Below are 12,288 nucleotides of genomic sequence, written 5' to 3' on the forward strand. Positions count from 1 at the left end.
AGAGTGGTTGTCCGCCCTTCATTTCCGATCAGGCGGTCGTTGCCTGTTGGAACGGTGGCGAATATCGCGGCCAGCTTTGCCATTCCGTGGGTTTTTTATGCCTGTTTTCTCTGCATCGGAACGATTCCAGTGATGACAAACAGGTCATTCGAAGGGATTTCCGCAGGAAACGACCATTCCCGCTTGGCGAATGGACGCTGCGCAGACAGAATTATCCTTGTTGGGCATCTTGTACACGTCAGCGCGATGCCCAACACGAGCCTGGCTCACGCTGCTCCTGACTGGCGCGGGCTTTTTTTCACCTCTGTCACACGCCTGTAACTACCAGCAGGCAGAATGACGATGTTTTCACGTATTTATTGCAGACAGCCCGCGCCAACCCTCCGTCGGCGCGGGCTTTTCCATGCATCACTCCGCTTTGGGCGCGATTGTAGCAGCCTCAACGCTTGCGACAACTGGCCGCAGATAGTGCCGTTGATCACCGGAAGAGCGATCTCCACATCTGAATTACTCCCTGCTCTGGCCCGCGCCGTTCCTTCTCTCCCGTGGCGCGGGCTTTTTCATGCAGAAACGGCGGATGCGTCCCCGCCCATGGTTTTCCGGTCAGGGTGAATGTCGTGCCACCCTGCGTCGCATTCATGCCACTGTACCGGCTTCCGAATCGGGGAATATCAGTATTCAGAACCCAAGAGATCGTCGCGTTTCATTCAACCAAATGTCCCGACAGCGGTTTTACTGCGGGGCACATTTTCCGGCAAATGGCTGATGTCAGTATTTCTATGGGATTTCATGGAGCGGGTGATGGGAATCGAACCCACGTATTCAGCTTGGAAGGCTGCTGCTCTACCATTGAGCTACACCCGCGTTCCAACCCATATAAAAGCCTGCGTTGCCGGGTGCAACCTGTCAGATGCCAGATTCTCTCAGCGCAAGATGCAACGCTTCCGCTTCGGTGAAATGGATCGCCTCCATGCCGACCGCCCTGGCGCCTTCGACATTTGCCGGGCTGTCGTCGATGAAGACGCAATTTCCGGCCTTGATCCCGTTGCGGTCAAGCAGGGTGCGATAAATCTCGGGCTGAGGCTTCAGCAGCCCTTCCACGCCTGATACGACGATATCCTCGAACAATGTCTCCAGCCGTGGATATTGGGCCAAAGCGGCGGGCCAGTTGTCACGCGACCAGTTGGTGATCGCGAACAGCCGGTGGCCGGCCGATTGCAGGGTCTCGGCTATTTCCCAGCTTCCGGGGACGGGATCCTGAATGGTCAGGTGAAAATTCGCGGTATAATTCTCCAGCGGGGCAGCATCCGCACCATGGGCGCGGCGAGCCTCGGCCAGGCCGTCGGAAAGCGGGCGTCCGCCGTCCTGCAGGTAGTTCCAGCCGTGAAAATCCACACGCGCCATCCAGTCGCGGATCGCGGTGGAATCGGTGAAATGCGTGGCGAATGCCCGTTCGGGGAGCCAGTCGATCAGAACCCGGCCAAGGTCGAATACGATATGTTTCATCAGCGGCGAGCCTCGAAAAAGGATTTCAGAAGATCACGGGACGCCTCGGCGCTTATCCCGTCGTAAATCTGGGGGCGGTGATGGCATTGGGGATGATCGAAAACCCGCGCGCCATGCGCGACACCACCCATTCTGGGATCGCTGGCCCCGTAGTAAAGCACTGCAATGCGCGCCGCCGAGATCGCAGCCGCGCACATCGGGCAGGGTTCCAGCGTGACCCACAGGCCATGACCCGGAAGCCGGTCCGAACCGGCAGCGGCGCAAGCCTGCCGGATTGCCAGGATCTCGGCATGGGCGGTCGGATCCGACAATTCCCGCATGCGGTTTCCTGTCGTTGCTACGATCCGCCCATCGGCAGAGGTCAGCACCGCGCCCACCGGCACCTCGCCCCGCTTTGCGGCGGCCCGCGCTTCGGCCAGCGCCAGCGGCATATGGGATTTGAACTCTGTCATCGTCGGGGTTGTCGCAGGGCAGGGGGCATCGCGCAAGATACGGCTTTCCTGTAGGATGGATTTCACGTAAGGAATGCAGCTTGCCACCGCAGAGATGCGCAGGAGACATCGCCATGACCGACAAGACAGCCCCCGAATCCCCCTCAGCCGACCGTATCGCCAAGGTGATGGCGCGTGCGGGCATAGCCAGCCGCCGCGAATCCGAGCGGATGATTCTGGAAGGCCGTGTCACCGTGAATGGTGAAAAAATCACCAGCCCGGCGCTGGATGTTCTGCCCAGCGACAGGATCACCGTAGACGGCAGGAAACTGGATGAACCGCAGGAGGCCCGGCTGTGGCTATACTACAAGCCGATCGGGCTTGTGACCTCGGCTTCGGACGAGAAGGGCCGTCAGACCGTATTCGACGCCTTGCCGCGCGATCTGCCGCGGGTGATGACGGTTGGCAGGCTTGACCTTAATTCCGAAGGGCTTTTGCTGCTGACGAATGACGGCGAGTTGAAACGCAGCCTGGAACTGCCCTCGACCGGATGGCTGCGCCGTTATCGCGTGCGTGTGAACGGCGTGCCGAATGATCTGACATTCGCGCCTTTGCGCCGGGGCGCAACCATCGATGGCGAGGAATTCGCGCCGATGGAGATCCGGCTGGATAGTCAGCAGGGGGCGAATGCCTGGCTGACCGTGGGGATCCGCGAAGGCCGGAACCGTGAAATCCGGCGTGCCATGGCGCATGTCGGCCTTCAGGTGAACCGGCTGATCCGCGTCGGCTATGGCCCGTTCCGCCTGACCGGTATGGAAAAGAATCAGGTGGTCGAGGTCAAGCGGCGGGTCTTGCGCGACCAGCTTGGCGGATTGATGAGTGGCGAGGCCGAAACGAAGGACCGCGACATGCGTCCCCGGGGTGGCGATGCGCCGCGCAAGCCACGCGGCAAACCGGGTTTCGGCGATGCCCGCCGCCCGTCATTTCGCAGCGATGACGACAGGCCGGGCCGCAGCGCGAGGCCGGACGGCAAACCGCCCCGGAAATTCGGCACGGCGCGGATGAAGAATGAAGAGAGTCCGGCGCGAGGCGGCAAGCCTTGGAACAAGAGGGAACGGACAAGCGAGCCTCGCACCGGGGATGGCGCAGCGGGTGAGGAGCCGCGGCGCAACTTCGGCGCAAAAACTGCCAAGGGACAGCCTGCGCGCGAATTCTCGGGAAAACCAGGGTTCAAAGGGCCCCGCGGAGGATCGCGCGGGCCGGCAAAAAGCAATGCCGGATCCGGCAGGCCCTTTGGCGGCAAACCAGGCGGACGCCCCGGTGGTAAGCCGCGCGGACCCAGAACCTGATCGAAGGGCGCAGCAGCGCCCTTTTATTTTGTCAGGATCAGCTTGCCGGCGCGGGTGATGCGCAACTGGTAAACCTGTTCGTCAAGGACGATAAGTGCCTGATTTCCACCACGTGTCAGCTCATTGGCGTCGTGCTGCGGCAGCCGCGCGAGAACGCTGGTTCCGGGGCGGGTAAAATCGGCAGGGCGCGTAGCGGTCATGGTCAGCCTCATTCCTGAAAAATGCGTCTGAAACAAATCTGACTAATTTACTCGGCAATGTCAAAGAAAAAGAGTCGGAAATAAAAAACGGCGATATCCAAGCAGGATACCGCCGCAATGGGACGTATGAGAGAGAGTGTCAGCCCTTGCCGGAAAGGCATTCGGCAAGCGCATCGCCCATGTTCTGCAACATCTCCGCATACAGGCCGGCCCCGGCCTCGATCCCGCGCCCTGCCGGATCCAGTTCCGCGCCGATTCGCGCATCACTGCCCTCGATCGCGCTTTGGATCAGCGCCTGTTTATGCCCGTATTCGGGAAAAGCGCATTCGGCCCCCGAATCGGCGATCTGGGCCGAGATCTCGCTGAGCCGTGCGGCCGAGGGCGCCGAGGCATCCCCCAGCGACACCGCGATTCCCGGCAAAAGTCCGAAATGCGCGGTGAAATAGCCATAGGCATCATGGAACACCGCAAAGGGCCGGTCTTTCACCGGTTCAAGCTGCGCATTGAGCTGTGCTTCCAACTCTCCGATCTGCTTCACCGAAGCTTCGGCATTGGCGGCATATGTTTCGGCATTCTCGGGATCCTGCGTGGCCAGTTCCCTGGCGATTGCTGTCAGCCAGGTCTGCGCATTGTGGGGATCCAGCCAGGCATGCGGATCAGTGCCGTCGTGGCTATGACCATGGCCGTCATTGTGGTCATGCCCGTGCTCTTCATCATGCTCATGCTCATGCTCATGCTCATGCTCATGGTCGTGATCGTCATGCGCATGTTCCGCATGATCGTCACCTTCTGCGCCGAATTCCTGCAGATGCGTGCCGGGAACGGTCAGCAATGACAACGAACTGCCATCCCCAAGATTATCCGCCGCACGTTCCAGCCACGGTGTCATTTCCGGTCCGATCCAGACCAGAAGTCCTGCCGATTGCAGGGCAGCGGCATCCGAGGGCTTTAGCTGGAAGTGATGTGGATCCGCGCCATCGCCGATCAGCACCCGTACCTCGCCAAGATCCCCCAGAACCTGCTGTGCAAGTGACCCGGTCACGGGAATATCGGTGACGATCTGCGGAGGCGCGGCCATTGCCTTTGCTGCCAGCAAGCCCAGAATCGCCGTGGTCGTCAAAAGTCGCATGATGCCTGTCCTGAATAATAAGTCTCGTGTTGCGGGTGAAAGCTTTCTCATGTTATGTGATAACAAGTCAATCAAATTGTAATAAGGTAACAAATTGCAGCATGAACCGGATCAAGGCGACGCTTTCGCCCCGCATGATCATGCGCTTTGCCAATCGCGGGCATTGGCTGAAGCCGAGGAACGTCTGAGGCAGCAAGGTGCAAGGCTGACGCCCGTTCGCCGTCGCACATTGGAGATCCTGCTTGAAGCGCATCGGGCGATGGGCGCTTACGAGGTGCTTGACCGGCTGGCCGAGGCCGGGTTCGGCCGCCAGCCGCCGGTCGCCTATCGTGCGCTTGAGTTTCTGGTCGAGCATGGGCTGGCGCATCGCCTTCAGCGGTTGAACGCCTTCGCGGCCTGCCTGCATCCCGGCGAAGATCACGCCCCGGTTTTCCTGATCTGCCGGGTCTGCGACAAGGTGGCCGAAGCCCATGCGGCCAATGTCCGCAGCGAACTAAGTTCGGCGGCGGGGGAACTTGGCTTCACGGTCGAGCGCGCGACCGTCGAGGCACTGGGGCTCTGCCCGGCCTGCGCCGGACGGGACGCGGAATGACCGCTCTGATTGCTTCGGAAAAGCTGACCATCAATCGCCCCGGCACGACCGAGCCGGTTTTGCGCGATGTCGATTTCCACATTGTGCCGGGCGAGATCGTGACGGTTGTCGGCCCCAATGGTTCGGGGAAATCATCGCTTATCCGCGCACTTCTGGGGCACATGCCGCTGATCGCGGGGCGAATCGACCGCCGCGCGGGGCTGAGAATCGGCTATGTGCCACAGCGGGTTCAGCTTGACCGGTCGATTCCGATGACCGTGCGGCGCTTTCTGTCCCTTCCCCGCTGGGTCGGGGGGCAGGTGGCTGCGCTTGCTCTGGCGCGCACCGGAGTCGCCGGGCTGGAGGCGCGTCAATTGACCGAGCTTTCGGGCGGGCAGTTTCAGCGTGTCCTGCTTGCCCGGGCGCTTCTGCACGATCCGCATCTTCTGGTGCTGGACGAGCCGACGCAGGGGCTGGATCAGCCGGGGATCGTCGCCTTTTATCAGCTTATCGAAGAGGTTCGGCGCCAGACCGGCGCTGCCGTGTTGATGGTCAGTCACGACTTGCTTGTCGTGATGGGCGCGTCGGACCGGGTGATCTGCCTGAATGGGCATATCTGCTGCGAGGGAACGCCCCAATATGTCGGCAATGCACCCGAATACCGCGCCCTGTTCGGAGCGGATAGCAAGGGCACCCTGGCCCTCTACCGCCACCATCACGACCACGACCACGACCATGATCACGATCCGCATCACGATTGCGCCGATCATGGCGAATGAGTTCTCGAATGAGGCAGTGGCAACGCATATCGGCCAACAAGGGTTCCCATGCTTGATGATTTTCTGATCCGGGCCGTTCTGGCAGGTCTGGGGCTGGCGCTTGCCGCCGGCATGCTTGGTTGCTTCGTTGTCTGGCGGCGCATGGCCTATTTCGGCGATTCTACCGCGCATGCCGCGATTCTGGGGGTGGCGCTGAGCCTGGCCTTCGATCTGTCCATCTATGCCGGGACCATTGCGACCGCGCTCGCCGTGGCGCTGCTGGTATCGATGCTGACCTCGCGAGGGCATGCGATGGATACGGTGCTGGGCGTCATCGCGCATTCCGCGCTTGCTTTCGGGCTTGTCGCGATCAGTTTCGTTCCTTCGGCGCGGGTCGATCTGGCAAGCTATCTTTTCGGGGATATCCTTGCCGTCGGCCGCAGCGATCTGCTGTGGATCTGGGGCGGATCGTTCCTGATACTCGGGCTTTTATGCTGGCGCTGGCAGAACTTAGTGACTGCGTCGGTCAACGAGGAACTGGCGATGGCGGCGGGTATCGATCCCCGTCTGGAGCGGCTTGTGATGTCGGTTGCGCTTGCCCTTCTGGTTGCAATCGCGATTCGGATCGTCGGATCGCTTCTGATCTCGGCAATGCTGATTATTCCTGCGGCAACCGCCCGCCGATTTGCCGCCACCCCCGAGCGGATGGCCGCCATTGCCTGCATTATCGCGGCGCTGTCGGTTCTGGCGGGACTGTGGGCGAGCCTGCGGCTCGATACGCCTGCCGGTCCGTCGATTGTCGCCTCCGCAGCAGCTTTTTTTATGTTTGCGCAGGTATTTCGTTCACATTAACTACAAAACACCTCATTATCGCGGCGTCTCGTGGCCTGTGGGCAGCACCCCATGGTTGAAGTGTTGGCCAATATGCAACAGTGGGCGCAGCCCCGCGCTGACAAGAAGGTATTGTTCCTTTTCAACTGCGTGGGATTGTGTAAGTGTCACATCGATGTTGCCGGAAACGGCAGCTTTCAAAACGAAACGGAGCATGATCATGACCAAATTCGCTACTTTCGCTGCCGCTCTCGGCCTGACCGCTTCTTCGGCTTTCGCCGGTGGCTATGTTGCCCCCGTCGTCGACGTTGAGCCTGTTGTTGTCGAAGAGCAGTCGGCATCCTCGAACGCCGGCCTGGTTGTTCCCGCCCTGCTGCTGCTGGGTGTGATCGCCGCGGTTGCTGCTGACGATGACGACAGCTGATTTCAGAACAGATCGAATTTCGATCTGACTGTTTTCAATGGGCTGACCGATTGGTCAGCCCTTTTCTTTTTGCAATGTTTCATAACCATGCCGGCCGTTCATTCAGGCAGATCGGGTGTGATTTCAGCTGGAATCCGTTCCCGGCATGACATAGCTTTCACGGCATGAAGCCCAAGATTCTGACGACTCTTCAGACCTATAGCAAACAGCTTTTCATGGCTGATCTTGCTGCAGGGATCAGTGTCGCGATGGTGGCTCTGCCACTTAGCCTTGCGATCGCGATCGCCTCGGGCGCTGATCCCGCGACCGGATTGGTCACCGCGATCGTTGCAGGCTTTCTGATTTCGCTTCTGGGGGGCAGCCGGGTTCAGATCGGTGGCCCGACGGGGGCGTTTATCGTCGTCGTCTTTGCGGTCATTGCTGATCATGGCTATGACGGGCTTGTCATCGCGACCTTCATGGCCGGGCTGATCCTGCTCGTGGCGGGGTTTCTGCGGGCAGGGCGGCTGATCCAGCTTGTGCCCGAACCTGTCATCAATGGTTTCACCATCGGCATCGCGATCATCATCGCGACGAGTCAGCTTATGGATCTGTTCGGTTTGACGGTCGCGCAGGTCCCGGCCGAATTTTTCGGCAAACTGAAGGCGCTTTGGGCGGCGAAAGCCGGTCTGAGCATCCCGGCGCTGCTGATCGGCGGGCTGACGATGGCGTTGATCGTCGGTCTGAAACGCGCCGCGCCGCGATTGCCGGGGCTGATCATCGCCGTTGCCGTCACCTCAGCCATCGTCGCCATATTCGGCCTGCCGGTCGATACGATCCAGTCGCGTTTCGGAGATTTGCCGCGCGGTTTGCCGGCTCCGGCGATTCCCTCGTTGAATATGGAACGGATTGGGGAACTGCTGCCGTCGGCTTTCGTCATCGCGTTTCTCGCAGGTGTCGAATCGCTGCTGTCTGCCATGGTCGCCGACCGGATGATCGCAGGCAGGCACCGCTCAAATGCCGAACTGATCGCTCAGGGGGCGGCAAATCTGGGATCAGCACTGTTCGGCGGATTGCCGGCGACTGGCGCAATCGCCCGCACGGCCACCAATATCCGCGCCGGTGGCAAGACGCCGGTGGCCGGACTGGTTCACGCCATGACGATCCTGATCGTGATGCTGATCGCCGCGCCGCTGGCGGGTTATATGGCGATGCCCGCGCTTGCCGGGCTGCTGATCCTGACGGCATGGAATATGAGCGAACCCCATCGCTGGCCGGAATATCTGCACGAGAGGCGTTCGGACCAGTTTCTTCTGGTCGTGACACTTGTCCTGACCGTTGTGGCCGATCTGACCGTTGCAATCGGCGTCGGCGTGGCGCTGGGGCTGGCAATCCGCCTGCGCCGCCGCCTGATCCCGCCCTCGGACTGGAAGCCGCCGCAAAGATGACATTTGCGCAAGCCAATGACGAAGCCCGCCCAGAGCATGTCGCGCCTGCCCGGTTTCTCTCCTTCTGCTTCTTCTTTGTCCAAATACCTCGGGGGGCCAGGGGGCAGCGCCCCCGGCCGTCGCGGGACGCAAGTAACCGGCGTTTCCCATTCAAGCGTCACACGCTCTGGCGCCCAATGCTATCCGGGCCGCCTGATGCCCAGAAACGGCCCTTCGCCCGCTGCATCGATCCGGGCGATGGCGTCCTGAATCCCTTCGCGGATGACGGCCATTTTCCATGCGGTCGCGTGAATCATGACGTCCGCCGAGACCGCCATGGCGACATGGCCGGGCCAGAACAGCAGATCGCCGCGCGCGATGCCGGATACTGTCGGGAAGGCATCGCGCTGCAAATCGGAATCTCCCGGGCAGGGGATGCCGCAATCCAACAGCGCGATCTGGATCAACCCCGAGCAATCCAGCCCCGCATAGCTGTTGCCTCCCCAGAGATAGGGCGCCCCCAATAGTGATTCCGCAGTCGTGACGGGATCCGTGGAAGGCTTGTCACCGATATGCTGCAGGGGAACGAAGCCGCCGGTTGCAAGCTGCGCGAATCCCGACCTGGTTCCGGCCACCGACAATCTGGCACCGATGGACAATCCGCAAAACTCGGACTGCTTCATATCCGGCGCGGAATAAAGATGGCTTGCAGGGGCGGTAACGCGATGCGTGATAGGGGCGGTTCCGGTTCCCAGCACCTTCTCCGGCAGCCAGCCGCAATAGCCGTCCTGTGCGGTCTGGACAAAGGCCCATCCGCCGCGAATTTCGATCACGGTCAGGTCCGCGCCGAAAATCACCTGCCGGTCCCGGTGGCCATCCGGCGCATTCAGCAGATCGGCAAGAGGGGCGCTTAGACGCGCAGGCCGGCCGGATGTGTATTCCGGGCGCTCCAGTACACCGCGCAGGGATTCAAGGGCAACCCGCTCGGTCGCCGGGGTCAGGCGGCGATCATGCGTCATGTCAGCAATCGCGGAACGGCGTCCAGAATCGCCCGCGCGCCCTGACCCACACCGCCTTTCGGCCTGCCGGGCTTGGCAGCGGGTTGCCAGCCATAGATATCAAGATGGACATAGCGCCCCGCACCCTCGGCAAAGCGGCGCAGGAACAGCGCGGCAGTGATGGAACCGGCCATGCCGCCGGATGGTGCGTTGTCCAGATCGGCGATATCCGGCTCGATCATGGTCTCGTAGGGTTCCCAGAACGGCATCCGCCACAGCGGATCGCCTGCCTGCATCGCGGAGGTCTGGATGATTTGCGCGGTTGCATCGTCGTCGCAGTAGAAGGGCGGGATATCCGGGCCAAGCGCCACCCGCGCCGCGCCTGTCAGCGTCGCGTAAGAGATCATCAGATCCGGGTTTTCCTCGGCGCCCATCGTCAATGCGTCCGCCAGCACCAGCCGCCCCTCGGCATCGGTATTGTTCACCTCGACCGTCAGACCCTTGCGGCTGCCAAGCACGTCACCGGGGCGAAAGGCATTGCCGGCGATGCTGTTTTCCACCGCCGGGATCAGCACGCGCAGCCGCAGCCGCTGCGCCGCGCCCGTTCCGGCCAGCATCTTCAGCAGCCCCAGAACTGTGGCAGCGCCGCCCATATCCTTCTTCATCAGCCCCATCGAGGACGGGGGCTTGATATCCAGCCCGCCGGTGTCGAAACACACGCCCTTGCCGACCAGCGTCAGCATCGGGCCACTGTCGCCCAGCCGGATGTCGATCAGCCGGGGCGCCTGTTCCGCCGCGCGGCCAACCGCGTGGATCAGCGGCAGGTTGGATTTCAGCAGGGCTTCGCCCGTCGTCACCTCGATCGAGGCGCCGATATCGTTGGCCAGCTTGCGGGCCGAGGCTTCAAGCTGCTTGGGTCCCATATCGCTTGCCGGCGTATTGATCAGATCGCGGGTCAGAAATTCGCCCGCCGCGATGGCAAGAAGACGGTCGGCATCCACGCCGTCGGGGCAGACAAGCCGCGGCCGGGCGGGGGCGTCGCCCTTGTACCGTGTGAAGCGATATTGGCCCAGCAGCCAGCCCAGCGCCAGTTCTTCGGGATCATGTCCCTCGGGAAGGGATGCCAGCCGCCAGTCCCTCTGAGGCAATGCCGAGACGGCGCGGGCAAGGATGAACCGCTCCCGCCCGGCTCTGGCGGGCTGGCCAAGCCCGAACAGCGCGCCCTGAACGCTGCCATCCGGTGCCGGCAGCAGGCACAGCTCGCCTGTCTTGCCAGTGAAGCCGCAGGCGGCGGGCCAGTTGCCCGCCATGGCGTCTTCGGGAATCTCTGCGTCCTGCGTGACGCACCAGATCGGCAGTGACTGATCGGAGATGGGGGCAAATTCGACCGGCATCGCAATTTCCTTGTTGTCCGAGGGTCAAACTACACGCTGGCGGGGGCTTCGCAAGTGCGGCAGTCAGGAAAGGCCGGTATCGCGCCGGATCGTGGCCAGCGAGTGATTGCCGACCCGCTGCAGTCTGGCGCCGATTGCCGCGACGGCGATATGATTGCGCTGCTGGATGCAATCCCGAAGGTTCTGGGCAACGGTGGCCAGTGTCGGAAGGCCCAGCTGCCAGGCAAGACGCGCCAGCGATTCGGCATGAACCAGGGCATCCGTATCGTCGCGGCAATCCATGGCCTGTCGGGCTTGGAAAAGCGTAGCCTCGACCTCGCCCAATGCCAGGCGGATCGTGTTCCGTGCTGCCGGTTCCCCCAGTTTTCTGACAATATCCGCGATCCGCCGCTTGTCGAAGCGGACCGGCTCGAATATCGGCAGGGACATGACATTTGTCATGCAGGAATCTCCGGTCCCTCATTTGCGTTGGACGCGGAGATTGCAGTAAGAGAATGAACAACTTGCTAGCGCAGTGAATTTCCCCTCGAATTTTAGTCATTATGCGCTTATCAACTGGCAAGTTTACAAGAGGTCATCATGCATAATGTCCGCCCATTGCCGCAATATCTGATCAGCCGCTATCATGGCTGGAAGGCCACGGCCTATGCCGAGAACAGCGCATGGTACCGGAGATTGGCGGATGACGGTCAGCGTCCAAGGGCGATGGTCATCTCGTGTTGCGATTCGCGCGTGCATGTCACCAGCATATTCGGCGCGGATTCGGGCGAGTTCTTCATCCATCGGAATATTGCCAATCTGGTTCCGCCCCATGCGCCGGACGGGCAGCAGCACGGCACCTCGGCGGCGGTCGAATATGCGGTGGAGGCGCTGCGGGTGGCGCATCTGATCGTGGTCGGGCATACGAATTGTGGTGGCGTGGCCGGGTGTCATGCGATGTGTTCGGGGAATGCGCCGGAGCTCGAGGAGAAATCCAGCTTTGTCGGCCGCTGGATGGATATCCTTCGTCCCGGCTACGAACGGGTGCGGGAACTGCCCGAAGGAGAGCAGATCCGGGCACTGGAGCGCGAGGCGGTCATGATCTCGATCGAGAATCTGATGACTTTCCCCTTCGTGAAAGCCGCCGTCGAAACCGAGGAATTGTCGCTGCACGGGCTGGTCCACGATATCCGCGAAGGGACTCTGTGGCAGGCTGAAGACGGCGGCAAGCGCTGGATGGCGCTGTAAACTCTTTCGATCAGTCCTGGCGTATTCCCGGACCCGTGTTCCGGTTCACCATTTTCAACCGGCA

The 12,288-nt window shown here is 61.5% G+C and carries 14 protein-coding genes and 1 tRNA gene; 7 read left to right on the forward strand and 8 right to left on the reverse strand.

Annotated features, from left to right (window positions below):
• Positions 1-790: 790 nt before the first annotated feature.
• From D3P04_RS01950 to D3P04_RS01960, 3 genes are all read right to left on the reverse strand, one after another.
• A tRNA-Gly gene (locus D3P04_RS01950) sits at positions 791-864 on the reverse strand.
• A 42-nt stretch (positions 865-906) separates the two neighbouring features.
• Complete coding sequence (locus D3P04_RS01955; RefSeq protein ID WP_119745340.1) at positions 907-1,506, reverse strand: HAD family hydrolase; 600 nt, start codon at positions 1,504-1,506, stop codon at positions 907-909.
• The gene (locus D3P04_RS01960; RefSeq protein WP_119745649.1) at positions 1,506-1,958 is read right to left on the reverse strand and encodes a nucleoside deaminase; all 453 of its coding nucleotides are present in this window, start codon (positions 1,956-1,958) and stop codon (positions 1,506-1,508) included. The genes D3P04_RS01955 and D3P04_RS01960 overlap by 1 nt, the downstream gene beginning before the upstream one ends.
• A 113-nt stretch (positions 1,959-2,071) precedes the next feature.
• Here D3P04_RS01960 and D3P04_RS01965 point away from each other — a divergent pair, with 113 nt between their 5' ends.
• Positions 2,072-3,286, forward strand: coding sequence for a pseudouridine synthase (locus tag D3P04_RS01965; RefSeq protein ID WP_119745342.1), 1,215 nt, complete (start codon positions 2,072-2,074; stop codon positions 3,284-3,286).
• A 23-nt stretch (positions 3,287-3,309) separates the two neighbouring features.
• Here D3P04_RS01965 and hemP read toward each other — a convergent pair whose 3' ends face one another.
• Together hemP and D3P04_RS01975 are read right to left on the reverse strand one after the other, a co-directional pair.
• Positions 3,310-3,486 carry a hemin uptake protein HemP gene (gene hemP, locus D3P04_RS01970; RefSeq protein WP_106690805.1) on the reverse strand — a complete coding sequence of 59 codons (177 nt, stop codon included), beginning with the start codon at positions 3,484-3,486 and terminating at the stop codon, positions 3,310-3,312.
• Between the two features lie 139 nt (positions 3,487-3,625).
• Positions 3,626-4,615: a zinc ABC transporter substrate-binding protein gene (locus tag D3P04_RS01975; protein WP_119745344.1), complete on the reverse strand. Its 990-nt coding sequence runs from the start codon at positions 4,613-4,615 to the stop codon at positions 3,626-3,628.
• Positions 4,616-4,709: 94 nt separating this feature from the next.
• Between D3P04_RS01975 and D3P04_RS01980 the strand changes: the two genes are divergently transcribed.
• From D3P04_RS01980 to D3P04_RS02000, 5 genes are all read left to right on the forward strand, one after another.
• Positions 4,710-5,207, forward strand: coding sequence for a Fur family transcriptional regulator (locus D3P04_RS01980; protein WP_119745346.1), 498 nt, complete (start codon positions 4,710-4,712; stop codon positions 5,205-5,207).
• On the forward strand, positions 5,204-5,965 hold the full coding sequence (locus D3P04_RS01985) for a metal ABC transporter ATP-binding protein (protein WP_119745348.1): 762 nt from the start codon (positions 5,204-5,206) through the stop codon (positions 5,963-5,965). The genes D3P04_RS01980 and D3P04_RS01985 overlap by 4 nt, the downstream gene beginning before the upstream one ends.
• A gap of 48 nt (positions 5,966-6,013) precedes the next feature.
• Positions 6,014-6,796: a metal ABC transporter permease gene (locus D3P04_RS01990; protein WP_119745350.1), complete on the forward strand. Its 783-nt coding sequence runs from the start codon at positions 6,014-6,016 to the stop codon at positions 6,794-6,796.
• Between the two features lie 193 nt (positions 6,797-6,989).
• On the forward strand, positions 6,990-7,199 hold the full coding sequence (locus D3P04_RS01995) for a hypothetical protein (RefSeq protein ID WP_119745352.1): 210 nt from the start codon (positions 6,990-6,992) through the stop codon (positions 7,197-7,199).
• Positions 7,200-7,414: 215 nt separating this feature from the next.
• A complete protein-coding gene (locus tag D3P04_RS02000; RefSeq protein ID WP_333473089.1) occupies positions 7,415-8,626 on the forward strand; it encodes a SulP family inorganic anion transporter in 1,212 nt (403 codons plus the stop codon).
• Positions 8,627-8,805: 179 nt separating this feature from the next.
• On the opposite strand, the gene D3P04_RS02005 is transcribed toward D3P04_RS02000, so the two are convergent.
• The 3 genes from D3P04_RS02005 to D3P04_RS02015 form a co-directional block, all read right to left on the reverse strand.
• The gene (locus D3P04_RS02005; protein ID WP_119745356.1) at positions 8,806-9,624 is read right to left on the reverse strand and encodes a C40 family peptidase; all 819 of its coding nucleotides are present in this window, start codon (positions 9,622-9,624) and stop codon (positions 8,806-8,808) included.
• A complete protein-coding gene (locus tag D3P04_RS02010) occupies positions 9,621-10,997 on the reverse strand; it encodes a leucyl aminopeptidase family protein (RefSeq protein ID WP_119745358.1) in 1,377 nt (458 codons plus the stop codon). The genes D3P04_RS02005 and D3P04_RS02010 overlap by 4 nt, the downstream gene beginning before the upstream one ends.
• 63 nt (positions 10,998-11,060) lie before the next feature.
• Positions 11,061-11,438 (reverse strand): hypothetical protein, encoded by a 378-nt coding sequence (locus tag D3P04_RS02015; RefSeq protein ID WP_119745360.1) that lies wholly within the window; start codon positions 11,436-11,438, stop codon positions 11,061-11,063.
• Between the two features lie 138 nt (positions 11,439-11,576).
• Between D3P04_RS02015 and D3P04_RS02020 the strand changes: the two genes are divergently transcribed.
• Positions 11,577-12,224, forward strand: coding sequence for a carbonic anhydrase (locus D3P04_RS02020; RefSeq protein WP_119745362.1), 648 nt, complete (start codon positions 11,577-11,579; stop codon positions 12,222-12,224).
• Positions 12,225-12,288 lie beyond the last annotated feature (64 nt).

It is taken from the genome of Paracoccus onubensis (assembly GCF_003591515.1).
Lineage (GTDB): Bacteria > Pseudomonadota > Alphaproteobacteria > Rhodobacterales > Rhodobacteraceae > Paracoccus > Paracoccus onubensis.